The sequence below is a fragment of the Streptomyces sp. Z26 genome, from assembly GCF_003665095.1.
Taxonomy (GTDB): domain Bacteria; phylum Actinomycetota; class Actinomycetes; order Streptomycetales; family Streptomycetaceae; genus Streptomyces; species Streptomyces phytohabitans.
Genome location: NZ_RCHV01000002.1, coordinates 2,647,083 through 2,674,043 on the forward strand (window position 1 = coordinate 2,647,083; position 26,961 = coordinate 2,674,043).

Genomic DNA, 26,961 nt, shown 5'->3' on the forward strand with positions numbered 1-26,961 from the left:
CGGGTCGGTCGGTACGGCGGATGCGGCGGGTACGGAGCAACTGGGCTCGTGCGTACGGGTGTCGGCGCGCACGCACCGGGTCGGTACGGGCGCGGGGTACGGGTACGGGTCAGGGCGGGTCGGCGTCCGCGCCGGGGTCGCCGGGGGCGTCGCCGGGGTCCTCGTCCGGGTCCGCGACGACCGCGAGCACCGTGCCCACCTCCACCTGCGCGCCCACCTCGGCACGCAGCGCCCGCAGGACGCCCGCCGTTGGGGCCGTGAAACGGTGCTCCATCTTCATGGCCTCCAGCCACAGCAGCGGCTGCCCGGCCACCACCGGGTCGCCCACCTTCAGCCCGTCCGCGATCCGCACGACGGTGCCGGGCAGCTGCGCGAGCAGTGAACCGGGCTCCGTACGGGCCTCGTGGTCGGGGAAGCGCGGCAGCGCGGTGAACGCGAAGGCGCCCAGCGGCGAGTCGACGAAGACCCGAACAGCCGTGCCGGGCGCGGCCGTCGCGGTCCCCGCGCCGGGCCGCGCGCGGACCTCCTCCGGGTACGCGCCCACCTCGAAGGTCCGCCGCACCCCGGCCACGTCCAGGACGACGCGGTCCGGCGCGGCGTCCAACAGCCGTACGCCCGGGAAGCCTTCGGCGGTGAGCCCGGCGCGGGTCAGCGCGTACGAGACGGTGAGCACGGTGCCGTCCGGCTCGGCGCGGTACTCCTTGCGCTGCGGCTGCGACGGTACGTTCCGCCAGCCGCCGACGCGGGCCGGTACGCCCGGCGCCCCGCCCCCGTACGCCCCCTGCCGCCGCGCCGCCGCGTCGGCGAGCGCCGCCGCAAGGGCGGCGAGCCCCCGCGGGTCGGGCGCGTCGGGCACGGCGGCCGACGCGGGCGCGGTGAGGGCGGCCAGGTGCCGGTCGTAGAAGCCGGTGTCGGGGGTCCCGGCGGCGAACTCCGGGTGCCGCAGGGAACGTACGAGCAGGTCGCGGTTGGTCACCGGCCCGTGCACGCGGGCGCGTTCCAGCGCGCGGGCGAGGGCGCGTACGGCCTCGGCGCGGGTCGGCGCCCAGGCGATCACCTTGGCGAGCATGGGGTCGTAGTGCACGGACACCGTGTCGCCGTCCGTGACGCCGGAGTCGAGCCGCAGCCCGTGCGTACCGCCCGTGCCTCCGCGAACGCCTGCCCCGCCAGGGCCCGTTCCGCCACCGGCCGTTCCGCCACCGGCGACCGCGCCCGGTACGTCCAGCCGGTGCAGCACGCCGGTCTGCGGCTGCCAGTCGCGCGCCGGGTCCTCCGCGTACAGCCGCGCCTCGACGGCGTGCCCGCGCGGCGACGGCGGTTCCGGGGGCAGCCGTTCGCCCTCGGCCACGCGGATCTGGAGGGCCACCAGGTCGAGCCCGTACACGCACTCCGTGACGGGGTGCTCCACCTGGAGGCGGGTGTTCATCTCCAGGAAGTACGCCTCGCCGCCCGCGTGTGCGCCGCCGTCACCGCCGTCACCGCCGTCACCGCCGGACGCGGGCAGCAGGAACTCCACCGTGCCGGCGCCCTCGTAGCCGACCGCGCGCGCCGCCCGTACCGCCGCCTCGTGCAGCGCCGCCCGCCGCGCCTCGCCCAACTCCGGTGCGGGCGCCTCCTCGACGACCTTCTGGTGGCGGCGCTGCAACGAGCAGTCGCGCGTGCCGAGCGCCCACACCGTGCCGTGCCCGTCCGCGAGCACCTGCACCTCGACGTGGCGGCCACGTTCGACGTACGGCTCGACGAATACCTCGCCGTCCCCGAACGCCGCCTCCGCCTCGGCCCGTGCGGCGGTGATCTCCCCGTCCAGCGCGGCGAGTTCGCGTACGACGCGCATGCCGCGTCCGCCGCCGCCCGCCGACGCCTTGACCAGCAGCGGGAGTTGGTCCGCGCGGGCGTCCTCGGGGCGTACGGGGGCGAGCAGCGGTACGCCCGCCGCCGCCATCAGCTCCTTGGCGCGGGTCTTGGACGCCATCGCGTCCATGGCGTCCGGCGGCGGGCCGATCCACACCAGGCCCGCGTCCCGTACGGCACGGGCGAACTCCGCGTGCTCGGACAGGAATCCGTAGCCGGGGTGCACGGCGTCCGCGCCCGCCGCGAGGGCCGCCCGGACGATCAGGTCGCCGCGCAGATAGGTGTCCGCGGGGGTGCGGCCCGGCAGCCGTACGGTGGCGTCGGCCTCCCGTACGTGCGGGGCGTCCGTGTCCTCGTCGGAGTGGACCGCGACCGTGGCCAGGCCCAGTTCGCGGCAGGTGCGCAGGACGCGCCGGGCGATCTCGCCGCGGTTCGCCACCAGTACGGTCCCGATCACCGCGCCACCCCTCCGTACCGCGTCGTGCTCCTGCCCACTGCTCCGCCCTCCGCCCGGTCCGTCCAAGTCCCTGTCCTGGCCCGCCTGTTCACGCCAAGCGCGCCACACGCGACGCGGGGCGCCGCCCGTCGCCCGTCACATCCGGAACACCCCGAAACCGCCGCGCGCGCCCGCCACCGGCGCCGTGTGGATCGCCGACAGGCACAGGCCCAGCACGGTGCGGGTGTCGCGCGGGTCGATCACGCCGTCGTCGTAGAGCCGCCCGGACAGGAACACCGGCAGCGACTCGGCCTCGATCTGCTGCTCGACCATCGCGCGCAGCGCCGCGTCCTGCTCCTCGTCGTAGGGGCGGCCCTTCGCCGCCGCCGACTCCCGCATCACGATGGACATCACACCCGCCAGCTGCTGCGGGCCCATCACGGCGGACTTGGCGCTCGGCCAGGCGAAGAGGAAGCGCGGGTCGTAGGCGCGGCCGCACATGCCGTAGTGCCCGGCGCCGTAGCTGGCGCCCATCAGCACGGACAGGTGCGGGACCTTCGAGTTGGAGACCGCGTTGATCATCATGGCGCCGTGCTTGATGATGCCGCCCTGCTCGTACTCCCGGCCGACCATGTAGCCGGTGGTGTTGTGCAGGAACAGCAGCGGGATGTCGCGCTGGTTCGCCAACTGGATGAACTGCGTGGCCTTCTGGGACTCCTCGCTGAACAGCACCCCTTGGGCGTTCGCCAGGACGCCGACCGGATAGCCGTGCAGCCGTGCCCAACCGGTCGCCAGGCTGGGCCCGTAGAGCGGCTTGAACTCGTCGAACTCCGAGCCGTCCACGATCCGCGCGATCACCTCGCGCGGGTCGAACGGCGTCTTCAGGTCGCCCGGCACGATGCCCAGCAGCTCGTCCTCGTCGTGGCGGGGCGGTACGGCGGGCGGCGGATCGGCGTGCGCCTTGCGCCAGTTGAGGCGCGCGACGACCCGGCGGGCGCGGCGCAGGGCGTCCGGCTCGTCCAGCGCGAAGTGGTCCGCGAGGCCGGACGTACGGGCGTGCATGTCGGCGCCGCCCAACTCCTCGTCGCCGGACTCCTCGCCGGTGGCCATCCTCACCAGCGGCGGTCCGCCGAGGAACACCTTGGCGCGTTCCCTGACCATGATGACGTGGTCCGACATGCCGGGGACGTACGCGCCGCCCGCCGTGGAGTTGCCGAACACCACGGCCACGGTGGGGATTCCGGCCTCCGACAGGCGGGTGAGGTCGCGGAAGAGGGCCCCGCCGGGGATGAAGATCTCCTTCTGGCTGGGCAGGTCGGCGCCGCCGGACTCGACGAGGCTGACGCACGGCAGCCGGTTCGCGCGGGCGATCTCGTTCGCGCGCAGCGCCTTCTTCAGCGTCCACGGGTTGCTGGCGCCGCCGCGTACGGTCGGGTCGTTGGCCGTGATGAGGCACTCGACGCCGGACACCGTGCCGATGCCGGTGACGAGGGAGGCGCCCACCGCGTAGTCGCTGCCCCAGGCGGCCAGCGGCGACAGTTCGAGGAAGGGCGTGTCCGGGTCGATCAGCAGCTCGACGCGCTCCCTGGCCAGCAGCTTCCCCCGGTCCCGGTGGCGTGCCACGTACTTCTCGCCGCCGCCCGCCACCGCCCGCGCGTGCTCGGCGTCCAGCTCCGTGAGCCGGGCGAGCATCGCGGCGCGGTTCTCGGCGTACGCGGCCGACGCGGTGTCGAGCGCGGAGCGCAGTACGGGCGCGGGGCCGGTCGGGTCGGCGGCGACGTGTCGCACGGTGGGGGCGGCGGTCGGGTCCGAGGCGGTGGTCACGGCAGCAGTTCCTCCGGTATGTCGACGTACCGCGCCCGCAGCCACTCGCCGAGCGCCTTCGCCTGCGGGTCGAAGCGGGCCTGCGCGGCGACGCCCTCGCCGAGGAGGCCGTCGACGACGAAGTTGACGGCCCGCAGCCGCGGCAACAGGTGCCGGGTGACGGGCAGTTCGCGGATCTCGGGCAGCAGCGCGCGCAGCCGGTCCACGGTCAGCTCGTGGGCCAGCCAGCGCCAGGCCGCGTCGTCGCGGACCCAGACGCCGACGTTCGCGCTGCCGCCCTTGTCGCCGCTGCGCGCGCCCGCCACCTCACCGAGCGGCACGCGCCGTACGGGTCCGGGTGGCAGCGGCGGTGGCGGCTCCGGGTCCGGTACGGGCGCCAACTCCCGTGTACGGGCGGGGTGTCGGAGCGTCAGCCGTTCGCCGTCCGGCAGTACGGCCGTGTGCGGCACCTCGTCCGCCGGGACGTGGACCGCCTCGAACACCCCGTAGGGCGCGCCCTTCCCGGGCGGCGCGGTGACGTGGAAGCCGGGGTAGCTGGCGAGGGCCAGCTCGACGGCGGCGGCGCTCACCGCGCGCCCGACGACGGCCTGGTCGGGGTCGCGGACGACGAGCCGGAGCAGCGCACCGGCCTCCTCCTGCACGTCGGCGTCGGCCCGGTCCGTACGGGCGAGGGTCCAACGCACCTCGGTGGGAGGGGCGTTGGTGGCGCCCGTGAGGTGCGCGGTCATCTGCTCCCGTACGAGCGCGGCCTTCGCCTCGACGTCCAGGCCGGTGAGGACGAACACCACCTCGTTGCGGTAGCCGCCGAGGCGCGTCAGCCCCGCCTTCAGCGTCGGCGGCGGCGCCTCCCCGCGCACCCCGGCGATCCGCACCCGGTCCGGGCCGTCGGCCGCGAGCCGTACGGTGTCCAGCCGCGCGGTCACGTCCGGCCCGGCGTACCGGGCGCCGCCCGTCTCGTACAGCAGCTGCGCGGTGACCGTGCCCACGGTCACCGCGCCTCCCGTACCGGGGTGCTTGGTGATCACCGACGTGCCGTCGCGGTGGATCTCCGCGAGCGGGAAACCGGGGTGGCGCGCGTCGATCCCGTCGCGCGCGAAGAACGCGTAGTTGCCGCCGGTCGCCTGCGTGCCGCACTCCAGCACGTGCCCGGCGACGACGGCCCCGGCGAGGGCGTCCAGGTCGTCGTCGCCCCAGCCGAAGTGCGCGGCGGCGGCGCCGGTGACGAGCGCCGCGTCGGTGACGCGGCCGGTGACGACGACGTCGGCGCCCGCGCGGAGGCAGGCGGCGATGCCCGCGCCGCCGAGGTAGGCGTTGGCGGTGAGGTACGGGGCGGGGGCGCCGTCCCGCTGGGGCAGCAGGTCGGGCCGGGACAGCAGGTCGTCGCCCTCGACGTGCGCCACGTGCACGGGCACGCCGAGGCGCGCGGCCAACTCCCGTACGGCGTGGGCCAACGCGGCCGGGTTGAGGCCGCCCGCGTTGGTGACGAGCCGTACGCCCCGCTCGTGCGCGAGGCCGAGGCAGGTCTCCAACTGGCGCGGGAACGTACGGGCCCAGCCGCCGCCGGGGTCCTTCATCCGGTCGCGGGCGAGGAGGAGCATGGTCAGCTCGGCGAGGTAGTCGCCGGTGAGCACGTCGAGCGGGCCGCCGGTGAGCATCTCGTGGACGGCGTCGAAGCGGTCGCCGTAGAAGCCGGAGGCGTTGCCGACGCGCAGCGGGGCGACGTGCGCGGGGCCGGTCACGGGCGCTCCTCCCCCGTACGGGCGGCGGCCTTCCGGCCGTGCGGCGCCCGTCCCGGGCCGGGTGGACCGGCGAACGCCTGGGCGAGGTCCAGCCACCGGTCGGCGTCGGCGCCCGTGGCGGTGAGCGCGGTGTCGTCCCGGTGGACGCGCTGGGTGACGAGGCGGCAGAAGTCCACGGCGGGACCGGTGACGCGCTGCGCGGCGTCCTCCGGCCCGTACGCCCACACCGCGCCGCCACCGTCCGACGCGTCCGGGCCGTCCGACGCGTCCGGCGCCGACGGCGGGTCCAGCTCGACGCGGAACGGCGCGTCCGGCGGCTCCAGTCCGCGCACCACGTACGCGAAGTCCCGGGTCCGCACGCCGATCCAGGCGACGTGCCGCAGCCGTACGGTCGGCGCGCGGCGTACGCCCAGTGCCTCCGCGACGTCCTCGCCGTGCGCCCACGTCTCCATCAGCCGCGCCGTCGCCATGGCCGTGCCGCTCATCGGCGGCCCGAACCACGGCACCCGTACGCCGCGCGGCAGTTGACCCAGCGCGCGCCCCAACTCGGCGCGCTCGCGCCGCCATCGGTCCAGCAGTTCGGCGGGCGGCAGCGCGGCGCCCTCGGCGGCGCCGTCGTCGACGAACGCGTGCGGCGCGGCGAGCGCCTTCTCCGTCTCCCGCCGGAACGCGTCCGCGTCCCGTACGGCGAGCAGCGCGCACCGGTCCGTCCACAGCAGGTGGGCGATCTGGTGGGCGACGGTCCAGCCGGGGGCGGGGGTGGGCGACCGCCAGTCGCCGGGCGGCAGTGGGGCGACGAGGCGGTCCAGGTCGTCGCCCTCGGCCCGCAGTTCCCCGACGACCGCGCCCGCGTCCGTACCCGCTCCGGTCACGCCGCACTCCCGTCACTCGCCGCTGTCGCGCGTCCTGTCGTCGTTGCCGTTCCGGCCGTCGCCGTCGGTCCGGTTCCAGGCCGGGTCCGACCCGGTCCGGTCCGAGCGTGGCAGCCGAACCGAAAACAATCAAGCATGCCTGCATGATTTTCTGTCCGCAGACGCCGAGGGACCCCGGGGCGCGACGCCCCGGGGTCCCCGGTGCCGTGTCCGCGCGGGCGGACCCGGCGGAGAGCCGTGCTCCTCGCGGAGGTCAGCCCTCCTTGATGAAGCCCTCCTTCACCATCCAGTCGAGCGCGACCTGGTGCGGGTCCTCACCGTCCACGTCGACCTTGGCGTTGAGCTCCTGCGCCACCGTGTTGTTCAGCTTCTTGGTGATCGGCGCCAGGACCTCCGCGATCTCCGGGTACTTCTTCAGCGTCGAGGAGTGGATCTCCGGCGCGACGTTGTAGAGCGGGAAGAACTTCCGGTCGTCCTCCAGCACCTTCAGCTTCAGCGCCTTGATCCGGCCGTCCGTCGTGAAGACCTCGCCGAACGTGCAGGCGCCGCTGTCGACCTGGGTGTAGATGACGCCCGTGCTCATCTTCTTGATCTGCGACGGCGCCAGCTTCATGCCGTACTTCTTCGACATGCCGGGCAGGCCGTCGTTCCGCGCGGCGAACTCGCTCTCCACGCAGATCGACACGGCCTTCGGGTCCTTCTTCGCCAGCGCGGCGACGTCCGAGAGCGTGCGCAGCCCGTACTTCTGCTGGGTCTTCTCGGTGATCGCGAGGGCGTACGTGTTGTTGAGCGAGGAGTACGGCAGCCAGCTCAGGCCGTTCTTCCGGTCCTCCTTCTTCACCGCCTCGTACATCTTCTGCGCGTCCGGGATCGGGTTCTCGTGCCCGAGGTGGGTGATCCAACCCGTGCCCGTGTACTCGTACATGGCGTCCGCCGCACCGGTGCGGACGGCCTCGCGGGAACCGATCGTGCCCTGGATGTTGGTCTTGTCGATGACCGTGGCCCCGGCGGCCTGGAAGGCGAGGCCGAGGATGTTGCCGAGGATGATCTGCTCGGTGAACTCCTTGGAGGTCACCGTCAGTTCGGCCCCGTCGAGGGGCTTGCCCTGCCCGACCGAGCCCGGCTGCACGTCGTCGGTCATCGGGCTGCCGCTGACCAGGCCGCAGCCCGCGAGCAGCGAGGCCGACAGCAGCAGCGCCGAGACCCGGCGCACACGTACGGTCCGGAACGTACCGGCGCTCATGTCCGCACCTCCAAACCCTTGGGACGGAGCAGCAGTTCGGCCACACCCGCCAGCCAGTCGATGAGCAGTGCCAGCGCGACGGCCAGCACGGAGCCGAGGAACAGCACCGGCATCCGCTGGTTGGTGATGCCCGCGGTGATCAGGTCGCCCAGACCGCCGCCGCCGCCGAACGTGGCGAGGGTGGCGGTGCCGACGTTCAGCACCAGGGCCGTACGCACACCGGCGAGGATCAGCGGTACGGCCAGGGGCAGTTCGACCCGGCGCAGCACCTCCGAGCCGGACATGCCGATGCCCTTGGCGGCCTCGGTCAGCTGCGGGTCGATGGCCTGGAGCCCGGCGATGGTGTTGGCCAGGACGGGCAGCGCGGCGTAGATGACGATGCCGATGATGGCGGTCTCCGCGCCGATGCCGCGCCAGATGACGAGCAGCACCAGCAGACCCAGGGCCGGTACGGCCTGCCCGAGGTTGGCGACGGCCAGCACGTACGGGGCGGCCCCGCGCAGGGCGCGCCGGGTCAGGGCGATGCCCAGCGGGATGGCGATGATGAGCACCAACACCGTGGAGATCGCGGTGAGTTCGATGTGCTCGCGCACCCGGGGCCAGACGTTCCCCTCGATGGACTGCTTGGCGATGGAGTCGAGTTCGGCCCCGCGGTACCACATCCAGGTGGCGAGCAGGACGACCGCGACCACGGCCGGTACGACGGCGACCCGCTGCCAGGTCAGGCGGTCCAGGACCCGTTCGCCGGTGGCGGGAGCGGCCTCGCGGTCCTGCCGCTCGCGCTCCAGCTCGGCGACCAGGGCGCGGTCCTTGTCGCGGAGTTCGGCCGGACGGTCCTCGGTGGAGGCCGACGGCTTCGAGGGCGTGTCGCTGCTCACAGGCCCTCCTGTTCCTCGCTGGTCTGCCGCGCCTTGTGCTCGGCCAGCTCCTGGGCGTGCTCGCGGGCGTCCATGCGGTCCGCCTCCAGCAGCTCGTGGACGGAGTTCATCAGCGTCTCCAGGTCGACGACGCCGATGTACTCGCCGCGCCGCCCGGTCACCGGGACCCGGCCGGAGCTGTCGGTGAGGACGGCCTCCAGCGCGTCGCGGAGGGTGGCGTCCCGGGTCACGGTGTCGTTCACCGGGGTGCCCGCGCGCGCCAGGGAGTCCTTGACCAGGCCGAGGTCGTTGCGGCGCAGCCACTTGTGCGGGCGGCGGCGGTTGTCGAGGACGAGGACCTCGTTGGTGGAGCCGGACCGCAGCAGGTCGAAGATCTTCTGGAGCGGGTCGTCGGTGGTGACGGTCGGGAAGTCCACGACCTCCACGTCCCGTACGCGGCTGAGGTTGAGCCGCTTCAGGGCGGCACCGGCGCCGACGAAGCCGGAGACGAAGTCGTCCGCCGGGTTGGTGAGGATCGCCTCGGGGGTGTCGAACTGGGCGATGTGCGAACGTTCGCGGAGCACCGCGATCCGGTCGCCGAGCTTGATGGCCTCGTCGAAGTCGTGGGTGACGAAGACGATGGTCTTCTGGAGTTCGTGCTGGAGCCGGATCAGCTCGTCCTGGAGGTGGTCGCGGGTGATCGGGTCGACCGCGCCGAACGGCTCGTCCATCAGCAGGACGGGCGGGTCGGCGGCCAACGCCCGTGCCACGCCGACGCGCTGCTGCTGGCCGCCGGAGAGCTGGCGGGGGTAGCGGCCGCGGAACTCGGCGGGGTCCAGGCCGACGAGGTCGAGCATCTCCTCGACGCGGTTCTTGGTCTTGTTGTTGTCCCAGCCGACCATCTTCGGTACGAGGGCGATGTTCTGCGCCACCGTCATGTGCGGGAAGAGGCCGGAGGACTGGATCGCGTAGCCGATGCTGCGGCGCAGCTTGACCGGGTCCATGTCGGTGACGTCCTCGCCGCCGATGCGGATACGGCCGGAGGACGGCTCGATCAGCCGGTTGATCATCTTCAGGGTGGTGGACTTGCCGCACCCGGAGGGGCCGACCAGAATAACCGTTTCGCCCGCCTTGATGTTCATGTGGACGTTGTCCACGGCGGGGGCGGGGGTGCCCGGGTAGTGCTTGGTGAGGCCCTCCAGCTGGATGCTGGCCCCGGCCGCCTCGCCGTTGCCGCCGTTGGCCTTGCCGTCGGCTGCGCTGCCGGTGGACACGCTGGTCGCGGTGGTCTCAGGCACGGATCCCCCTCGGGATGGTCAGACGCCCGATGAGGACGTACACGGCGTCGAAGAGCAGCGCGAGGATGACGATCCCCAGCGTGCCCGCGAGCACCTGGTTGATGGCGTTGGCGCTGCCCAGGGAGGCGACGCCGCGGAAGATGATGTTGCCGAGGCCCGGCCCGGAGGCGAAGGCGGCGATGGCCGCGATGCCCATGAGCATCTGGGTGGCGACCCGGATGCCGGTGAGGATCGGCGGCCACGCGAGCGGCAGTTCGACCCGTAGCAGTTGGGCGAGGCGCGACATCCCGATCCCTCGCGCCGCGTCCACCAGCTGCGGGTCCACACCGCGCAGGCCGACGATGGCGTTGCGCACGATGGGGAGCAGGCCGTACAGGGTGAGGGCGATGACCGTGGGGGCCACCCCGAGCCCGACGACGGGCACCAGCAGACCGATCATGGCCAGCGAGGGGATGGTCAGGATGGTCGCGGTGGTTGCGGTGGCGAAGTTGCCCGCCAGCTCGCTCCGGTAGGTCGCCACTCCGATCAGTACGCCGATGACCGTGGCCAGCACCATGCACTGGAACACGGCGCTGGCATGCTGAAGGGTGTCGGTCAGCAGTTGCTGGTGCCGACTTTCCAGAAACTCCCAGAAGTTCATCCAGCTCGCCCCCGTTCTTCTGTTCTTGCCATCCGGTTCGGTTTCTCCGGTGGGTGATCGTTCAGTGGACGAACTCTGTTCTAGCCGCTCGGCAAGCGTTTGGCGCGCTTCGTTACCGGATCGGTCGCGAAGGTTTACGGGTGAAGCATGCGTATCCGTTCGGACACGGCACCCTCGGTCACCTGGGCGGCACGCACGGCGAGGGCCCGTACGGGTGCCGTACGGGCCCTCGCGGCGCGGAGGTCGGTCGGCGCCGTCACTCCAGGTGCGCGGCCAGCACCTCCGCCAGGTGGCGGCTGTTCCGGCCGCCGAGCTGCGCCAGCTGGGTGCGGCAGGAGTAGCCGTCGGCCAGCAGCTCCGTGTCCGGGTCGGCGGCCAGCGCGGACCGTACGGCGGGCAGCAGCTGGTCGTCGGCACAGGCCGCGGAGACGTCGTAGTGGCCCTTCTCGAAGCCGAAGTTGCCCGCCAGCCCGCAGCAGCCGCCGCTCAGCTCCCCGGTCAGCCCGGCCCGTTCGCGCAACCTGCGCTCCGCCCCGTCGCCGAGCACGGCGTGCTGGTGGCAGTGGTTCTGCCCGGCGACGGGCCGGTCGACGCGGGGCGGCGCCCAGTGCGGCGCGTACTCCTCCAGGGTCTGCGCGAAGGTCCGTACGGAGTCCGCCAGCCGCCGCGCGCGCGGGTCGTCGGACAGCAGCTCGGGCAGGTCCGTACGGAGCGCCGCCGCGCACGGCGGCTCCAGCACGGTCACGGGCAGCCCGGCGTCGAGTGCCGGTTCGACGCGGTCCAGGGTGCGGCGCATGACCTTCCGCGCCTCGTCGAGCTGCCCGGTGGAGACGTACGTGAGGCCGCAGCAGACCGACCGGGGCGGTACGGCGACGGCCAGCCGCGCGTCGCGCAGCACCCGTACGGCCGCCGTCCCGGCCTCCGGCGACAGGTGGTCGGTGAAGGTGTCGGGCCACAGCAGGACGGTGCGGACGTCGTCCGCGCGCGCGGCGCGCAGTTCGCCGCCGCGCTGCCGCCGCCACCAGCGGGTGAACGACGTACGGGGCAGCTCCGGCAGGTCCCGTTCCGGCGCGAGGCCGCCGAGGCGCTTGCCGAGGGCGGCCAACGGGCCGATCCGGGCGCCCGCGTTGACCAGCGGCGCCGTACGGGTCGCGGACGCGAGGCGCAGCCACTGCGGGAGCCTGCCCATGGAGTAGTGGGCGGCGGGGCGGCGGCGCCCGGCGTAGTGGTGGTGCAGGAACTCCGCCTTGTACGTGGCCATGTCCACGCCCACCGGGCAGTCGCTGCGGCAGCCCTTGCACGACAGGCACAGGTCCAGCGCGTCCCGTACCTCCTCCGACCGCCAGCCGTCCGTGACGACCTCGCCCGCCAGCATCTCGTGCAGCAGCCGGGCACGGCCCCGCGTGGAGTGCCGCTCCTCCCCGGTGACGCGGAACGAGGGGCACATGACGCCCGCGCCCGCCGCCGTGTCGCGGCACTTGGCGACGCCCACGCAGCGGCGTACGGCCGCGGAGAAGTCGCCGCCGTCGTGCGGGTAGCCGAACTCCACGTCGACGGGCTGCCGGGGCAGCGGCGCGAAGCGCAGGTTGTCGTCCATCCGGTCGGGGCGCACCAGCATGCCCGGGTTGAGCCCGCCGTCCGGGTCCCACAGGTCCTTGAACCGGCCGAAGAGGCCGACCAGTTCGGGCCCGTACATGCGCGGCAGCAGCTCCGCCCGCGCCTGCCCGTCGCCGTGCTCGCCGGACAGCGAGCCGCCGTGCGCGACGACGACGTCCGCGAGGTCGTGCGAGAAGGCGCGGAAGCGTCGGACGCCGCCCTCGGTGAGCAGGTCGAAGTCGATCCGCACGTGGATGCAGCCGTCCCCGAAGTGCCCGTACGGCAGCCCGCGCAGCCCGTGCTCGCGCAGCAGCGCGCGGAAGTCCCGGAGGTACGCGCCGAGCCGCGCGGGCGGTACGGCGCAGTCCTCCCAGCCGGGCCACGCCTCGCTGCCGTCGGGCATGCGGGTCGCGGTGCCGGAGGCGTCCTCCCGTACGCGCCACAGCGCCCGCTGCCCGGCCGGGTCCGCGACCACCGTGTGGCCGGTGGTGCCCCCGGCCGCCGCGCGGCACAGCTCCTCGGCGCGGGCCCGCGCCTCCGCCGGTCCGGCGCCGCCCGCCTCGGCGAACAGCCAGGCGCCGCCCCTCGGCAGCGCCGCGCGCGCGGAGTCGCCCACCAGGTCCTCGGCCATGCCCTCGACGGTCAGCGGGCCGTACGGCAGGAGGGAGGCGGCGGCCTCGGCGGCGGCGCTCTCGTCGGCGTAGCCGAGGACGGCCAGGGCGCGGGCGGCGGGCGCCTCGACCAGCCGTACGGTGGCCTGCGTCAGCACGCCGAGCGTGCCCTCGCTGCCGGTGAAGGCGCGGGCCCAGTCCTCGCCGTTCTCGGGCAGCAGCTCGTCCAGCGCGTAGCCGGAGATGCGGCGGGGCAGCTCCGGGAAGCCGGTGCGCAGGCGGGCGAGGTCGCCCTCGACGAGCGCCCGCGCCCCGGCGCGCAGCCGCTGCGGCACGCCCCCGCCGCCGCGGCCGAGGACGGCGCGTTCGCCGCCGTAGGTGAGGACGTCCAGCTCGCGCACGTTGTCGGCGGTGGTGCCCCAGGCGACGGAGTGGGAGCCGCAGGAGTTGTTGCCGATCATGCCGCCGAGGGTGCAGCGGCTGTGCGTGGACGGGTCCGGGCCGAACGTCAGCCCGTGCGGGGCGACCGCCGCGCGCAGGTCGTCCAGGATCACGCCGGGCTGTACGAGGGCGGTGCGCGCCTGCGGGTCGACGGCCTCGACGCGGTTCATGTGGCGGGTCAGGTCGAGGACGACGCCGACGCCGGTGGCCTGCCCGGCGATGGACGTACCGGCCCCGCGCGCGACCACGGGCACCCCGCGCGCGCGGCAGGCGGCGAGGACCGCGGCGACGTCGTCGGCGTCGCGCGGGGCGACGACGCCGAGCGGCACGCGGCGGTAGTTGGAGGCGTCCATGGTGGTCAGCGCCCTGGCGGTGGTGTCGAAGCGCACCTCGCCGCGTACGGAGTCGCGCAGCGCCCGCAGCAGGTCCGCCGTGGCGGCCGGGTCGCCGTACGGGGGCGGGGCGCCCGGGGCGGGTGGGGGCGGTGCGTCGGGGGTGTGCGGTGTGCCGGGGGTGTCTGCCGCGTCTGCTGCCATGTCCCCAGCGTGCCCGCTGGGGCGCGGCTCACCGCACCGCCTCACCGCGCCGCGCCGGGGCGGCCGGTTGCGGCGCGCGGGGCGCGGTAGTTGGCTGGCCCCCGTACGGCGGCGACCGCGCCGGGCACGACGGCAGGGAGGGCAGCGTGGGGTCCGACGGGAGCGGGGACGGCGGCGGGGCGTACGGGGGCGGGGCTTACGGGGGCACCGGGCTGTACGAGGTCCACGACCCGCGGTTCGAGGAGTGCGCCCTCGGCGACGACCGGCTGGAGACCCTGTACGACGGCTGCCGCTGGGCCGAGGGCCCGCTGTACGTACCCGCCGGCCGCTACCTCCTGTGGAGCGACATCCCCAACGACCGTCTGCTGCGCTGGGACGAGACGACGGGCGCCGTCGGGGAGTTCCGCGCCCCGGCGGGCTTCGCGAACGGCAACACCCTCGACCGGCGGGGCCGCCTCGTCAGCTGCGAGCAGGGCGACCGGCGCGTGACCCGTACGGAACACGACGGCACCGTCACCGTGCTCGCCGACCGCCACGAGGGCAGGCGCCTGAACGGCCCGAACGACGCCGCCGTCCGCTCGGACGGCTCGGTGTGGTTCTCCGACCCGGACTTCGGCCTGCTCAGCGACTACGAGGGCCACCGCGGCGAGAGCGAGACCGGCGGCCTCCACGTCTACCGGATCGACCCCGCGACCGGCGCCGTCCGCCGGGTCGCGGACGGCTTCGCGGGCCCCAACGGGTTGGTGTTCTCCCCCGACGAGCACCGCCTGTACGTCTCCGACAGCCGCGCCAACCACGTCCGCGTCTTCGACGTGACGGCGGACGGGGACGCGCTGCGCGGCGACGGCGAGGTGTTCGCGCGGTGCCCGGAGGGGCGGTTCGACAACATCCGCTTCGACGACCGGGGCCGCCTGTGGGCGGCAGCGCTGGACGGCGGCGCGCAGTGCTTCGCGGACGACGGCACGTACCTCGGGCGCGTCCGCACGCCGGAGCCCGTCGCCAACCTGGCCTTCGGGGGCGCCCGCCGCAACCGGATCTTCCTCACGGCGACCACGTCGCTCTACTCCCTGGTCTCGTCCGTCACCGGGCCGCGCCCGCGGTTCGCGTAACGGGACCGCCCCGAACGTCACAGGAAGCGCGTCACCCGTGACGGGGTACAACCCTCCCCCGGCTCCGACTGTCTTGTTGGGCAAAGCGAAGAACACGTCGGTACGGGGCGGAATACGCGGTTCGTCCGCGTACGGGTGCGCGGTGGCGCGCGCCCGCCGTCCGGCCGGGCGACATTCCGTAGGGGGACACCATGGACACGACCACATCGCGCGCGGACCACGCGGACAACGGGGTACGGGGGCCGGGCCGCGGCGGGCTCGTACGGCGGGCGGCGCTGGTCGCCGCGACGGCCGCGCTCACCGCCGTCGCCGGGGCGGCGGGGGCGGCCGGGGCGGCGGGCACCTCGGCCGGCGGGACGGACGCGGCGGGGACGAGAGGGGCGACCGGCGCGGAGACCCGGCAGATCGCGTCGTCCGTACTCGGCCAGGACTACAAGGTCACGCTCACCGCGCTCCGTTCGACCGCCGACCCGTACGCCGCCTCCGTCCGGATGCGCGCCTTCACGTGGCAGGACGGCGCCTGGCGGGAGAGCGACCGGGTCACGGTGGGCGAAGCGGACGGCTGGTTCTGGTTCCCGCTGACCGGCGGGCACGCGGTGTGCGCGTTCTCGACGTCGGGCGGCGAGCCCGCGCCCGTGTCGGTGAGCCTGCTGCGGACGCCGTCGCTGGGCTGCTCGGAGAGCGAGCACTTCGAGCTGCGGGACGGGCGCTTCCACCGCCCGTGACCCGGCCGGGGGCCGGGTGACGTCCCGCGCGTGAGGCGCCGACGGCGGCGCGCGGGGCGTCCGTACGATCGGGGTATGCCAGCCGACGCGCCGCTCACCCGCTCCTCGTTCCGCAAGCTCAGCCGGATCACCGCACCGCAGCAGCTGCCCGAGCTGCCCGAACGCCACTGGACGGACGCCGAGTTGACGCGCGTACGGCGTGGCGTGCGGGCCCGGGGCATGGACGAGCGGTGGCACGTCTTCGCCGAGGACGACACCGTGTTCGTGCACCGCAGCTGGAGCGGGCACGGCATCTACGAGGTGACCTTCGCGCCCGTGACGGAGGACGGCTCCGAGGACGGCGGCGGGTGGCGGATCGCGTCGGCCGTCGTGGAGGCGGACCCGCAGCGCTACCGCAGCCGGGGCGCCGAGTTCGAGCGCGTCACCCTCGAACTCGTCCTCAGCGCCGCCGTCCTGGGCGAGCCCGCCGAGGAACTCCGGGCCCGCCAGGAGAAGTTGCTCGCGCTGCCCGCCGACGGACTGCCCGGGTCCCCGTAGCGGGACCCGGGCGGGCCGGGCCGGTCGCGCGGGCCCGTACCGGCGGTCAGCTCACGGCGCGGGCGAACAGCCGCCGCGACGAGAGGTAGCCGCCGACGCCGGTCACCACGCACCAGGCCAGCGCGACCCAGCCGTCGTTCCCGATCGCGGAGCCGGACAGCAGCCCGCGCAGGGTCTCGGTCACCGGCGTGAACGGCTGGTGCTCCGCGAACCAGCGCAGCCCCGGCGACATCGACTCCGCCGGTACGAACGCCGACCCGAGGAACGGCAGGAACTGCACCAGCAGCGGCTTGTTGCTGGCCGACTCGACGGTCCGGGACATCAGCCCGAGCGCGGCGGCGAGCCAGGTCACGGCGAAGGCGACGGCCGTCAGCAGACCGGCGGCGGCCAGCCACTCCGGCACGGTGGCGTCGGACCGGAAGCCGACGGCGTACGCGACGCCGACGACCAGTACGGCGCTGAGCATCGTCTGGAGGACGCTGCCGACGACGTGGCCCGTCATGAACGACGACCGGGCGATGTTCATGGTGCGGAAGCGGTTGACGATGCCCTCGGTCATGTCGGAGCAGACCGCGACCGAGGTGGCGAGCGCGCCCGCGGCCACGCCCATCACCATGATGCCGGGGGTGAGGTAGTCCAGGTACGCGTCCCGGCCGCCGCCACCCGTACCGCCGCCGGGCGCGCCCGCCGTACCGGCGACCATCCCGGCGCCGAGCGAGTCCCCGAACGCGAAGACGAACAGCAGCAGCATCATGATCGGCAGCATGAAACTGCCGAGACTGACGGCCGGGTAGCGGACCGCGTGCCGCAGGTTGCGCCGCAGCATCGTCGCGGAGTCCCGTACGGCGTGCGCGAGGGTGGGGGCGGGGGCGGGGGTGCTCGTCGTACTCATCGGAGGTTCTCCTTCGCGGGGGACGCGGTGCCGGTCGGGGCGGTGGTGGCGGTCGGGGCGACCGCGCCGGCTCCGGTCGTGGCGCCGTCGCCGGTCAGCGCGAGGAACACGTCGTCCAGGTCGGGGGTGTGCACGGAGAACCCGGCCGCGCGCACGCCCGCGGCGTCGAGCCGCCCCAACAGGGCGCGCAGCGCGTCGAGTCCGCCGTCGCCCGCGACCCGCAGGGCGAGTCGTTCGTCGTCGCGGACGGCGCCGGGGAAGGCGGCGGCGGCGTGCTCGTACGCGTCGGTGGCGTCGAAGTCGAGCCGTACGTGGCTGCCGGGAACGCGCGCCTTCAGCTCCCCCGCGGTGCCCTCCGCGACGATCCGGCCGCCGTCGAGCACGGCGATCCGGTCCGCCAACTGGTCGGCCTCCTCCAGGTACTGGGTGGTGAGGAAGACGGTCACCCCGCCCTCGACCAGCCCGCGCACGGTGTCCCACATGGTGCGGCGGCTGCGCGGGTCGAGGCCGGTCGTCGGCTCGTCGAGGAAGAGCACGCGCGGGTCACCGACCAGCGTCATGGCGAGGTCGAGCCGCCGCCGCATACCGCCGGAGAAGTGGGCGGCGCGCTTCCGCGCGACGTCCGCGAGACCGAAGCGCGCGAGCAACTCCCGCGTACGCGCCCGGCCTTCACGCCTGCCGAGCCGCAGCAGGTCGGCCATGAGGAGGAGGTTCTCCTCGGCGGTGAGCAGGTCGTCGAGGGCGGCGAACTGGCCGGTGACACCGATCGCGGCGCGTACGCCGTCGGGCGACGCGGCGACGTCGTGGCCCGCGACCTGGGCGCTGCCGCCGTCGGCGGGGACGAGCGTGGACAGGATGCGCACGGTGGTGGTCTTGCCCGCGCCGTTGGGGCCGAGGAGCGCGAAGACCGTACCGGCGGGGATGGCGAGGTCGATGCCGTCGAGGACGGTCGTCCCGCCGTACGACTTGCGCAGGTCCGCGGCGGATACGGCGAGGGGCGGGGCGGGGGCGCCCGGCGGAATGGACGTGGACATGACAGACGAAGGCATGGAGTTCTCCCGTTCGGAGGCAGGGTGCGGCGGCGCGCGGCACGGCGCGCGGGGGCACGTCGTACGGGTGCGGCGTACGGGCAGGTCGTTCGGGGTGGGTGGCGTACGGGGCGGGGCGGCGCGGGCGGGTCAGGCGCGGGCGCGGGCGCGGCGGATCTCGATGGTGCCGAAGCGCGTACGGGCCCGGACCTCGACGGTCTCCTCCGCGTCGCCCGGCCCGTCGGCGGCGCCGAGCGCGTTGAGCACCTGCCCGGACCGCGAACTGGCGTCGACCCAGGCGGCCGTGCCCTCCCGGACACCGACCTCGATGGCGCCGAACGAGGTCTCCAGCGACACGTCCCCGGCCGCTACCTCCTCCACCCGCAGCGCCCCGTGGGCCGTGGTGAGGGCGACGGTGCCCGCGGCGCGGCCGACGAGGATGTCCCCGTTGGCTCCCCGGGCCCGCAGTCCGGCGGGGGCGGCGCCGACGGTCGTGGTGCCGTGCGAGTTCTTGAGCACGACCGGGCCGTCCGCGCTGCCGAGGCGCAGACTGCCGGAGCTGATGGTGATCTCGGCGGCGCCCTCGACGCGTTCCACGGTGATGCTGCCGTGCGAGGCCGTCAGACGCAGCGGACCGGTGGTGTCGAGGCGTACGTCACCCGACGAGGTCTTCACCCGGACCTCCCCGAGCCGCCCCTCGCCGTGGACCTGGGTCCAGGAGCCGGTGGCCTCCACCCGCGACCCGGCGGGCAGTTCGACGGTGACGTCCACGGTGCCGGTACGGCCGACGAGGTAGCGCTGCTTGGGCGTCCGGAGGGTCAACACCCCCTTCTCGTACCGCACTTCGGTCTGCTCGGCCGCCCGTACGTCCAGGTCCTTCTTCGGGTCGCGGGGCAGCACCTCGACGGCCGTGTCGGGGCGGTCGGCGGCGACCAGCCGGAGGGAGCCCGCCTCCACGTGGGCGGTGAGGGAGATGGCTTCGGGCGTGTCGTAAGAAGGCATGGTGGTCCCGTCCTCCTGGGTCTCGGTGACGTCCCCGCTGGTGGGGGACGGGTGCGCAAGTGGCGCTGAACGGTGCGGTGTTGGTGCGTCGGGCCGTTCGGGTGTCGGGGGCGGCGGCACGGTCGGTCCGGTGCCGCGCGGGTGGGCCGGGTCCGCTAGCGGACCCACCCCGTGAAGCTCTGGCCGACCGTGCGGTGACCGCGGGACCGCTCACCCGTACGGGTCTGGGCCCCGCCGCCGTCGACCGCGGCCGAGACCGCCCGTACGAGCCAGGCGTTGACCGACAGGCCCTCGCGGCCCGCGGCCTCCTCGGCGCGCGCCTTGAGGTGGGCGGGCAGCCGCAGGTTCACCCGGGCGGTGCCGCCCTCGTCGCCGTCGGCGGCGGGCGCGGGAGTCAACGGGGGTGCGCCGGGCGGGAGTTGACCGACGGACTCGTGTCCGGCGGGCGCCTCGTCGGCGGCGGGCCGCGTCACCACGAAGTCGGGGTCGAGGCCGCGCAGCCGTACGTCGACGGAACCCGGCGCGAGGTCCACGGTGATCTCGTCCATCGCGGCGGAGAGCACCTGGAGCATCGCCAGCCGGGTCGCCGACTCCAGCGGCGCGGTCAGCCGCTCGGCCAGCTCGCGGGCTTCGTCGCCACCGGCCTCGGCGGCCACCGCCAGCTCGCGGCGGAGGTTGTCGACATACGGCGTGAGGTCCATGACGCCATAGTGGCACCACAATGGCGCCAAGTGCAAGCGCGCTCGGAGGACGAGCACGGAAGGATTCCGCGAGCACGGCTCTGAGCTGCGAGAACGTCCGGAAAATCCATCGGGCCCCACTGGCGCCACCAGGGCCACCGCCCCCCGGTGACACCTTCAGGTGACACCACGTGGTGCCACCTGATGCCATTCGGTGCCACGGTGTCGCCGTGGCGCTAGCGGCGGGCGTTACCGGCGGCGGGCGCGGCGCTCCTCGATCTCGGTCAGCGCCTCCCGGGCGCCCTCGTCGCCGCTCTCCGCGACGGGGCGTATCAGGCTCTCGGCCTCGTCGAGGTCCCCCCGGTCCAGGTACATCGTGCCGAGCGCCACCGACCCCATCGGGTCGCCGTGGCTCACCGACCTGCGGAGCCAGCCCTCGGCCTCGGCGTCGCGCCCGACGTTCCCCAGCCCGATGCCGTACACCACCATGCCCTGCACCGACCCCGACTCGGCGGCGCGGGCCGCGTCCTGCATGGAGATCGGATGCCCGTCGTCGTACGCCGCGCGCACGAGCCGCGACAGCGCCGCCTCCGGCGTGGCCGGTACCCGTACGACATGAGGGCGTCTGCCCTGTTGCGGCCAAAATCCCATGTTGCCCCCCTCTGTCCCGGAGCACCATTGTGCGGGCGGCGGACGGACGGCGAGCAGTCCGGTCTGAGCCAACTTGGCGCGTTCGCCGGGGACATGGCCGATTAGGGCGCCGTACACGCGTACGCGCCTCGCACACCGCCCCGTATGCGCGTACGGGCGCCGGCGCACGCCCCCGTGCGCCCCCCGGTACGGGTCAGGAGGGGGTCGGGGCCACCGAGCGGGCGAGCGGGACGACCGTCGCGGGCTGCGCCGGGGCGGGCTGCCAGTCGGTCTCCAGGATCGAGTAGAGGACGAGATCGTGCCAGACACCGTCCGCGTGGCAGTAGTCGCGCAGCACACCCTCCCGCGTCATGCCCGACTTGTCGGCGGCGCGCTGCGCGGCGACGTTCGACGGGAGGAAGCCGGTCCAGATGCGGTGCAGGCCGAGGCGTTCGAAGCCGAGGACCGCGAGCAGGTGGCCGACCTCCAGGCTCAGGCCCTTGTTGGTCAGGTCCGAGCGGAGCGCGCAGCCGACCTCGGCGCTGCGGTACCCGGTCGTGACGATCTCGCCCTCGGGCGACTCCTCCACGATCAGCTTGACGGAGCCGAGGAGTTCGCCCGTACGGATGCTGCTGACCGCCAACCGGTAGAGGGTGCGCGGCCGTTGGCGGGCGGCGGTGACGGCCTGCTCCACCAGGGCCGCGGCGTCGCGACGGGTGAAGGGCCGCATCCCGAACTGCCGCGTGGTGAGCGGGTCCCCGAAGATGGCCAGCACCCCGTCCACGTCGCGCGGCGCGAACTCCCGCAGCCGCAGCTCCGTCCCGTCCACGAAGACGGGGCGGGGGGCGGCCGTCGCCCCGGCGCCCGTTCCGGCCCCGGCGTTCTCCGCCGCGCCGACCGTCCGTACCCGCTGGGTCACGCTCATCGCTGCTCTCCCTCGACGTGTTCCGGAACCGCGCTGTCCCCGGCCCCGCTGGTCCCGCTGTCTCCGGCGCCCGCGGCGGCACCCGCCCCCGGCTCACCCGTGTCGCCGCCCGCCGGGCCGAACTCCACCCGCGTGATCCACAGCGGCCTGCGCGCCCGCAGCCCCGGCAGCCGGGACAGCAGCGGCAGCAGCACGCCGCACACGAGGCCGCGCCCGCGCGCCGCGTCCACGCTCCGCACCCCGGCCACGTTCGGGTGCACGGCGCGGAGCTTCCGCTCCTCCACCGCGTCCATGCCCCACGGCATGGGCGGCGGCCGGTAGCCCGCCGGGTAGCGCCAACTGCCGCGCACCGTACGGTCGGTGACCCAGCTCGGCGGCGCGTCGAAGACCAGCGCGGCGCCGGGGAATCGGGCCGCGCACTCCGCCACCAGGCCGTACGCCTCGTCCGGGCGGAGGTACATCAACACCCCCTGCGCCGTGACCAGTACGCCGCGCGAGGCGTCCACCTCGTCCATCCAGCGCGGGTCGACGGCCGAGCGGGCGAGCGTCCGCCGACGGTCGGTGTCCGGCAGCAACCGCCGCCGGAGCGCGGCGACTTCGGGCAGGTCGACGCTGAGCCAGCGCACCCGGCCGTTGTCCACCCGCCAGAACTGCGTCTCCAGGCCCTCGCCGAGCGCCACCACCGTGCCCTCCGGGTGCCGCGCGAGGAAGCGGCGCACCTCGTCGTCGTACGTGAGGGCGCGCAGCCCCGCTCCCTGCGCCTGGCCCCAACTCCCGTCGCCGAAGCGGTCCTCGAAGGGGTGGTCCAGCGCGTCGAGCAGCTCCACGGCCTTCGGATCGTGCAGCGCGGAGCGGGGATCGCGGGCGTCGAGCACACGGTGGTACAGCGTCCACAACGTCGTCTCGGCCACGCCCGTGAGGGCGGTGTCCGCGCCCCGCTCCCGTACGTCCACGTCCATGGAATCCATCGGGCGAGAGTGGCAACGACGGCGATCCCGGCACAACGCGCGTCACTCCACCGGGGACGAACGCCACTCGTCCGGGCCACTTGTCGTTCCGGTACGGCCCGTTCGCGGACACGTACCGCCTACGTGGGGCACACCCGTACGCCCGCCCGACGCGCCCTCCCCCCGCTCCCGCGCCCGGCTGGACTCCCGTGCGCCGCCGGGCGAATCCCGTTGCGCGCGCCGGGCGGCGTACGGACACTGTGCCGGTGCTGATCAGACGCGAGACGCCCGCCGACCGCCCCGCCGTGACCGCCGTGACGGCCGCCGCCTTCGCCGTACCCGACGGGTCGGTGCCCGTCGAGGTCACCCTCCTCGACGCGCTGCGCGACTGCCCCGACTGGCTGCCCGCCCTCTCCCTGGTCGCGGCGCGGGCGCCGGAAGGCACCGAACCGCCCGTGGACGGCGGCCCGGAGGACGAGGTGCTCGGCCACGTCGTGTGCACCCGGGGCCATGTCGACGGCGTCCCCGCGCTGGGTCTCGGCCCCCTCAGCGTCCGCCCCGACCAGCAGCGGCGCGGCGTGGGCCACGCGCTCGTGCACACGGTGCTCGGCGCCGCCGACGCGCTCGGGGAACCGCTCGTCGCGCTCCTCGGCAGCCCCGCGTACTACGGCCGGTACGGCTTCCGCCCCGCCACCGCGTACGGCATCGAGCCGCCGGAGGCGGCCTGGGGCGCGTACTTCCAGGTGCGCGCCCTGAGCGCGTACGAACCGGGCACGCGCGGCACGTTCGCGTACGCGGAGCCGTTCCGCGCGCTGTGACCGGACGGGGACGGGGCACCCCGCGCACGCCCCCGCCGTACGCCGCGCGCACACCGTCCCGTACGCCGCCACGCCCGCCGCACTCCCCCCACCCGCCCCTCGCACCACCCTCTGTGCTGCGGTGATCCGTCTCGCGGTACGGACCGCGTCGGGCCGGCGGGCCGCGACGCACTAGGCTGCGCCGCGTGGCTGATATCGAGATTCCCGCTGACATCAAGCCCGCCGACGGTCGGTTCGGCTCGGGTCCCTCCAAGGTGCGCACGGAGGCGTTGAACGCCCTCGCCGCCACCGGTACGTCACTCCTCGGCACCTCCCACCGGCAGGCCCCGGTGAAGAACCTGGTGGGCCGGGTGCGCGAGGGCGTCTCCTCGCTGTTCTCCCTGCCCGACGGCTACGAGGTCGTCCTCGGCAACGGCGGCACCACCGCCTTCTGGGACATCGCGACGCACGGCCTGATCGAGCAGCGGTCGCAGCACCTGTCGTTCGGTGAGTTCTCGTCCAAGTTCGCCAAGGCCGCCAAGCTCGCCCCGTGGCTCGACGAGCCCTCCGTGATCCAGTCCGAGCCGGGCACGCACCCCGACGCCCGCGCGGAGGCGGGTGTCGACGTGTACGCGCTCACCCACAACGAGACCTCCACCGGCGTCGCGGCGCCGGTCCGCCGCGTGGCGGGGGCCGACGACGGCGCGCTGGTGCTGGTGGACGCGACGTCCGGCGCGGGCGGCCTGCCCGTGGACATCGCGGAGACCGACGTCTACTACTTCGCGCCGCAGAAGTCGTTCGCCGCCGACGGCGGCCTGTGGATCGCCGTGTTCTCCCCCGCCGCGATCGAGCGCGCCGAGCGCCTCGCCGCGTCGGACCGGCACGTCCCGGAGTTCTTCAACCTGCACACGGCGATCGACAACTCCCGCAAGAACCAGACGTACAACACCCCCGCCCTCGCCACGTTCTTCCTGCTCGCCGAGCAGCTGGACTGGCTCAACGGGCAGGGCGGCCTGGACTGGGCCGTCGCGCGCACCGCCGACTCGGCGGGGCGGCTGTACGGCTGGGCCGAGGGCTCGAAGCACGCGACGCCCTTCGTCACGGACCCGGCGCAGCGCTCGCAGGTCGTCGGGACCATCGACTTCGACGACAGCGTGGACGCGGCCGCCGTCGCGAAGGCGCTGCGCGCGAACGGCGTCGTGGACACCGACCCGTACCGCAAGCTGGGGCGCAACCAGCTGCGCGTGGCGATGTTCCCGGCCGTGGAGCCCGCCGACGTGGAGGCGCTGACCGTGTGCGTCGACCACGTCGTCGAGCGCCTGTAGCGGCGGTAGCGGCGGTAGCCGCTGGAGCGACGACGACGCGGCGCGCGTACGGGCCGGGGCGCACCCGGTCGGTACGCGCGCCGCCGCGCGTACGGGAGGGACCCGCGCGCCGTCAGTCCCGGCGCCCGAAGAGGCGCCGCAGGCCCGTCCACGCCAGGTACGCCGCCGCCAGGGTGGCCGCGCCGACGGCCAGGTCCCCGTTGTCCCCGGCGGACTCGCCGTCCGCGTCGCCGCCGCCGCGCTTCTCGTCGGCCGCCTTGGCCTTGGCGGCCTGCTCCGAGAGGACCTCGTCCTCCAGCTCGACCGGCTCGACGTCGCTGGCCTCGCCCTCCGAGCCGAACATCAGGTACCGCCCGTCGAGCGTGAACGTGACGGACTCGCCCTGCCGTTGCATCGGCACCCGTACCGTGTCGATCGGCTTCGGGCGCCCCTCGGCGGTCCAGCGGTACATCTCCGCGCCCATGTAGGTGCGCAGGATCAGCCGGGTGCCGTCCGGGGAGAACGCGCCGTCGGTGGCCCATATCTCGGTGTCGCCGACCCGGCGGAAGGTGTTCACCCCGAACGTGCTCAGCTTCTCCGGGCCCGCGTAGACGCCGCCCTTGCCCTCCCGGTTCTTGCTCGCGACGTACACCCGGCCGGTCTTCGGGTGCACCATCAACGACTCGGCGTCGCGCGGCCCGTCGGCGTAGCGCACCGTGTAGCGGGTGGGGGTCAGCGTGGTGTCGCGGAGCTTCTTCGGCTCGGGGAAGCGGTAGATCCACACCTCGCTCCAGCGTCCGCCGAGGTTGTCCCCGATGTCGCCCACGTACAGGTCGCCGTCCGGGCCGAGGGAGATGCCCTCCACGTCGCGCGGCATGATGCCGCGCAGCGAGACGGTCGCGACGGTCTTCCCGGAGCGGCTGTCCACGGCGTAGACGTACGGGCCGTCCTCGCTGTCGTTGTGCGTCCAGTACACGCCGGGGTGCGCGCGGCTGGCGGCCAGGCCGCTGGACTCGGTGATCCGCGGGTCCTCGATGGTGAAGTCGTCGGGTCCGTCGGCCAGTGCCGGCCCGGCGGCGGCGACCCCCAGCAGCCCCAGTGCGGCCAGCGCGCCCGCAAGGGCGGCGGCCCGCCGCGCGCGGCGCCCGCCGCGCGGCTCCGCCGGGGCGGAACGGGCGTACGGCGTACGGGAGTCGGCGGCGCCGGGGCCGTACGGGCCGCCGGACGGGGCCGGGCCGTACGCGGCGGCTCGCGGGTCGTGCGGACGTCTGTGCCGGTCGCCGTACGGGCCGCCCGGAACGCGGGCCCGGAGGGAACCGGCCCGGGGAGGGCCGGCCCGGAAGGAAGGTGCGCGCATGCCGCAAGCCTGCCATCCCGGGCCGGGTGACCGGCATCATGTCGCCGGCCGTCCTCCGTTCCGGGAGGATGGCCCGATGCGCATCATGTTCGTCGGTGACTCGATGACCGTCGGCAGCGCGGGCGACCTCACCTGGCGCTACCGGATGTGGCAGCACCTCAACGCGACGCACGGCGGCCCGTACCGCATCGTCGGCCCCCGCACCGAACTGCACGAGGGCTCCGTCGCCTACGCCGACCCCGACTTCCCCGGGCACGCCCGGCGCCATCTCGCGGGCTGGGGCGAGGGGTGGCTGCATCTGGCGCCGCTCGTCGGGGACGCGGTGCGCCGCGCCAAGGCGGACACGCTGCTGGTCTCCCTCGGCCTGATCGACCTGGGTTTCTACACGGACGTGCCGCAGACCACCGCGAACGTCCGCCGCTTCCTCGCCGAGGCGCGCGCCGCCAACCCGCGGGTACGCGCGGTGCTGCTGCCCGTCGCGCCCAACATCCGTGCCCTGACGGACGGTTCGTTCGCGGCGACGCGCGAGGAGTTCAACGAGCAGTTGGCGAAGACCGTCGCGGACCTGTCCACGCCGGGCGCCCCGCTGCTGCTGGCGTCGTCGCCCGCGGACTGGACGCCGGACCGCGACACGTACGACGGCACGCACCCGTCCGCCGAGGGCGAGCACCGGATGGCGGCGGCGTTCGCGGACGCGCTGCACCAGGGGTGGGGCGTGGGCGGACCGTACCGGGAGCCGTACGGCGCGGGCACGTACGGCGGCGGGACGTACGGCGGCGGGTCGGGCGGCGACCCGTACGGCGCGGGGCCGGAGGCGTACGGGCGCGGGCGGCGGACGGACGGGCGCGAGCGGGGCGGGCGGGGCGCGCGGCGGGGTCGCCGGGCGGCGCCCGGCGGGAAATCCGGCGGGCCGGAACGCACAGACGCGCCCGAACGGCGGCGCCGCGCGCGGGGGTTCGACTCTCGCGGCTGACAACTTCCGCGCGGGGAGCGGGTGTTGGCCAAAGAAAACACCGGAGGCTCCCTTGTTTTCTGCCGTGCCCCGGGCCTCAATGTTCACCGTCGGCATGACGGCCCGTCAGTG

Annotated in this window: 22 protein-coding genes and 1 pseudogene; 6 read left to right on the forward strand and 17 right to left on the reverse strand. The window is 74.6% G+C overall.

The genetic code is table 11. The annotated features are described in order from the left end of the window. Positions 1–109: 109 nt before the first annotated feature. From D7M15_RS11640 to D7M15_RS11680, 9 genes are all read right to left on the reverse strand, one after another. Positions 110–2,308: a biotin carboxylase N-terminal domain-containing protein gene (locus D7M15_RS11640; RefSeq protein WP_121517449.1), complete on the reverse strand. Its 2,199-nt coding sequence runs from the start codon at positions 2,306–2,308 to the stop codon at positions 110–112. A 135-nt stretch (positions 2,309–2,443) separates the two neighbouring features. Then, positions 2,444–4,075 carry a carboxyl transferase domain-containing protein gene (locus D7M15_RS11645; RefSeq protein ID WP_240649622.1) on the reverse strand — a complete coding sequence of 544 codons (1,632 nt, stop codon included), beginning with the start codon at positions 4,073–4,075 and terminating at the stop codon, positions 2,444–2,446. A gap of 32 nt (positions 4,076–4,107) precedes the next feature. Then, on the reverse strand, positions 4,108–5,850 hold the full coding sequence (locus tag D7M15_RS11650) for an acyclic terpene utilization AtuA family protein (RefSeq protein WP_121517450.1): 1,743 nt from the start codon (positions 5,848–5,850) through the stop codon (positions 4,108–4,110). After that, entirely contained in the window at positions 5,847–6,722 is an 876-nt protein-coding gene (locus D7M15_RS11655) for a TIGR03084 family metal-binding protein (RefSeq protein WP_121517451.1), read from the reverse strand. Before D7M15_RS11655 ends, D7M15_RS11650 begins: the two co-directional genes overlap by 4 nt. A gap of 253 nt (positions 6,723–6,975) precedes the next feature. After that, positions 6,976–7,965: a glycine betaine ABC transporter substrate-binding protein gene (locus D7M15_RS11660; RefSeq protein ID WP_121517452.1), complete on the reverse strand. Its 990-nt coding sequence runs from the start codon at positions 7,963–7,965 to the stop codon at positions 6,976–6,978. Next, the gene (locus D7M15_RS11665; protein WP_240649623.1) at positions 7,962–8,753 is read right to left on the reverse strand and encodes an ABC transporter permease; all 792 of its coding nucleotides are present in this window, start codon (positions 8,751–8,753) and stop codon (positions 7,962–7,964) included. The genes D7M15_RS11660 and D7M15_RS11665 overlap by 4 nt, the downstream gene beginning before the upstream one ends. An 86-nt stretch (positions 8,754–8,839) precedes the next feature. Next, a complete protein-coding gene (locus tag D7M15_RS11670; protein ID WP_121520630.1) occupies positions 8,840–10,096 on the reverse strand; it encodes a betaine/proline/choline family ABC transporter ATP-binding protein in 1,257 nt (418 codons plus the stop codon). Positions 10,097–10,112: 16 nt separating this feature from the next. Further along, positions 10,113–10,760 carry an ABC transporter permease gene (locus D7M15_RS11675; protein ID WP_121517453.1) on the reverse strand — a complete coding sequence of 216 codons (648 nt, stop codon included), beginning with the start codon at positions 10,758–10,760 and terminating at the stop codon, positions 10,113–10,115. Positions 10,761–11,016: 256 nt separating this feature from the next. Next, positions 11,017–13,944, reverse strand: coding sequence for an FAD-binding and (Fe-S)-binding domain-containing protein (locus tag D7M15_RS11680; RefSeq protein ID WP_121517454.1), 2,928 nt, complete (start codon positions 13,942–13,944; stop codon positions 11,017–11,019). A 212-nt stretch (positions 13,945–14,156) separates the two neighbouring features. On the opposite strand from D7M15_RS11680, the gene D7M15_RS11685 reads away from it, so the two are divergent. The 3 genes from D7M15_RS11685 (at position 14,157) to D7M15_RS11695 (ending at position 16,315) form a co-directional block, all read left to right on the forward strand. After that, positions 14,157–15,053: an SMP-30/gluconolactonase/LRE family protein gene (locus D7M15_RS11685; protein WP_121520632.1), complete on the forward strand. Its 897-nt coding sequence runs from the start codon at positions 14,157–14,159 to the stop codon at positions 15,051–15,053. 191 nt (positions 15,054–15,244) lie between these two features. Then, positions 15,245–15,778 carry a hypothetical protein gene (locus tag D7M15_RS11690; protein WP_240649258.1) on the forward strand — a complete coding sequence of 178 codons (534 nt, stop codon included), beginning with the start codon at positions 15,245–15,247 and terminating at the stop codon, positions 15,776–15,778. A gap of 75 nt (positions 15,779–15,853) precedes the next feature. After that, positions 15,854–16,315: a hypothetical protein gene (locus tag D7M15_RS11695; RefSeq protein ID WP_121517455.1), complete on the forward strand. Its 462-nt coding sequence runs from the start codon at positions 15,854–15,856 to the stop codon at positions 16,313–16,315. A 46-nt stretch (positions 16,316–16,361) separates the two neighbouring features. Here D7M15_RS11695 and D7M15_RS11700 read toward each other — a convergent pair whose 3' ends face one another. The 7 genes from D7M15_RS11700 to D7M15_RS11730 form a co-directional block, all read right to left on the reverse strand. Beyond that, positions 16,362–17,207, reverse strand: coding sequence for an ABC transporter permease (locus D7M15_RS11700; protein ID WP_121517456.1), 846 nt, complete (start codon positions 17,205–17,207; stop codon positions 16,362–16,364). Next, the gene (locus D7M15_RS11705; protein WP_121517457.1) at positions 17,204–18,256 is read right to left on the reverse strand and encodes an ATP-binding cassette domain-containing protein; all 1,053 of its coding nucleotides are present in this window, start codon (positions 18,254–18,256) and stop codon (positions 17,204–17,206) included. The genes D7M15_RS11700 and D7M15_RS11705 overlap by 4 nt, the downstream gene beginning before the upstream one ends. 129 nt (positions 18,257–18,385) lie before the next feature. Further along, a complete protein-coding gene (locus D7M15_RS11710) occupies positions 18,386–19,237 on the reverse strand; it encodes a DUF4097 family beta strand repeat-containing protein (protein WP_121517458.1) in 852 nt (283 codons plus the stop codon). 155 nt (positions 19,238–19,392) lie between these two features. Then, on the reverse strand, positions 19,393–19,938 hold the full coding sequence (locus tag D7M15_RS11715; protein WP_121517459.1) for a hypothetical protein: 546 nt from the start codon (positions 19,936–19,938) through the stop codon (positions 19,393–19,395). Positions 19,939–20,166: 228 nt separating this feature from the next. Next, positions 20,167–20,568 carry a sel1 repeat family protein gene (locus D7M15_RS11720; RefSeq protein WP_127201741.1) on the reverse strand — a complete coding sequence of 134 codons (402 nt, stop codon included), beginning with the start codon at positions 20,566–20,568 and terminating at the stop codon, positions 20,167–20,169. Between the two features lie 193 nt (positions 20,569–20,761). Beyond that, entirely contained in the window at positions 20,762–21,472 is a 711-nt protein-coding gene (locus D7M15_RS11725; protein WP_121517461.1) for a GNAT family protein, read from the reverse strand. Further along, positions 21,469–22,440 (reverse strand): class I SAM-dependent methyltransferase, encoded by a 972-nt coding sequence (locus D7M15_RS11730; protein WP_240649260.1) that lies wholly within the window; start codon positions 22,438–22,440, stop codon positions 21,469–21,471. Before D7M15_RS11730 ends, D7M15_RS11725 begins: the two co-directional genes overlap by 4 nt. Before the next feature lie 245 nt (positions 22,441–22,685). On the opposite strand from D7M15_RS11730, the gene D7M15_RS11735 reads away from it, so the two are divergent. Both D7M15_RS11735 and serC read left to right on the forward strand, forming a co-directional pair. Continuing rightward, positions 22,686–23,237, forward strand: coding sequence for an N-acetyltransferase (locus tag D7M15_RS11735; RefSeq protein WP_121520636.1), 552 nt, complete (start codon positions 22,686–22,688; stop codon positions 23,235–23,237). Positions 23,238–23,422: 185 nt separating this feature from the next. Continuing rightward, a complete protein-coding gene (gene serC / locus D7M15_RS11740) occupies positions 23,423–24,541 on the forward strand; it encodes a phosphoserine transaminase (RefSeq protein WP_121517463.1) in 1,119 nt (372 codons plus the stop codon). A 112-nt stretch (positions 24,542–24,653) separates the two neighbouring features. Here the strand turns inward: serC and D7M15_RS11745 are convergent, their stop codons facing one another. Beyond that, positions 24,654–25,877 (reverse strand): hypothetical protein, encoded by a 1,224-nt coding sequence (locus tag D7M15_RS11745; protein ID WP_346428797.1) that lies wholly within the window; start codon positions 25,875–25,877, stop codon positions 24,654–24,656. A 76-nt stretch (positions 25,878–25,953) separates the two neighbouring features. On the opposite strand from D7M15_RS11745, the pseudogene D7M15_RS11750 reads away from it, so the two are divergent. Further along, positions 25,954–26,607 (forward strand): annotated as a pseudogene (locus tag D7M15_RS11750) (SGNH/GDSL hydrolase family protein); the annotation flags it as partial. Positions 26,608–26,961: the final 354 nt, after the last annotated feature.

Bases quoted from the DNA above. Each gene is read 5' to 3' on its own strand.
- D7M15_RS11660 (WP_121517452.1), bottom strand. From the start codon at position 7,965: ATGAGCGCCGGTACGTTCCGGACCGTACGTGTGCGCCGGGTCTCGGCG.
- D7M15_RS11675 (WP_121517453.1), bottom strand. From the start codon at position 10,760: ATGAACTTCTGGGAGTTTCTGGAAAGTCGGCACCAGCAACTGCTGACC.
- D7M15_RS11680 (WP_121517454.1), bottom strand. From the start codon at position 13,944: ATGGCAGCAGACGCGGCAGACACCCCCGGCACACCGCACACCCCCGAC.
- D7M15_RS11690 (WP_240649258.1), top strand. From the start codon at position 15,245: ATGGACACGACCACATCGCGCGCGGACCACGCGGACAACGGGGTACGG.
- D7M15_RS11695 (WP_121517455.1), top strand. From the start codon at position 15,854: ATGCCAGCCGACGCGCCGCTCACCCGCTCCTCGTTCCGCAAGCTCAGC.
- D7M15_RS11700 (WP_121517456.1), bottom strand. From the start codon at position 17,207: ATGAGTACGACGAGCACCCCCGCCCCCGCCCCCACCCTCGCGCACGCC.
- D7M15_RS11705 (WP_121517457.1), bottom strand. From the start codon at position 18,256: ATGCCTTCGTCTGTCATGTCCACGTCCATTCCGCCGGGCGCCCCCGCC.
- D7M15_RS11710 (WP_121517458.1), bottom strand. From the start codon at position 19,237: ATGCCTTCTTACGACACGCCCGAAGCCATCTCCCTCACCGCCCACGTG.
- D7M15_RS11715 (WP_121517459.1), bottom strand. From the start codon at position 19,938: ATGGACCTCACGCCGTATGTCGACAACCTCCGCCGCGAGCTGGCGGTG.
- D7M15_RS11720 (WP_127201741.1), bottom strand. From the start codon at position 20,568: ATGGGATTTTGGCCGCAACAGGGCAGACGCCCTCATGTCGTACGGGTA.
- D7M15_RS11725 (WP_121517461.1), bottom strand. From the start codon at position 21,472: ATGAGCGTGACCCAGCGGGTACGGACGGTCGGCGCGGCGGAGAACGCC.
- D7M15_RS11730 (WP_240649260.1), bottom strand. From the start codon at position 22,440: ATGGATTCCATGGACGTGGACGTACGGGAGCGGGGCGCGGACACCGCC.
- D7M15_RS11745 (WP_346428797.1), bottom strand. From the start codon at position 25,877: ATGCGCGCACCTTCCTTCCGGGCCGGCCCTCCCCGGGCCGGTTCCCTC.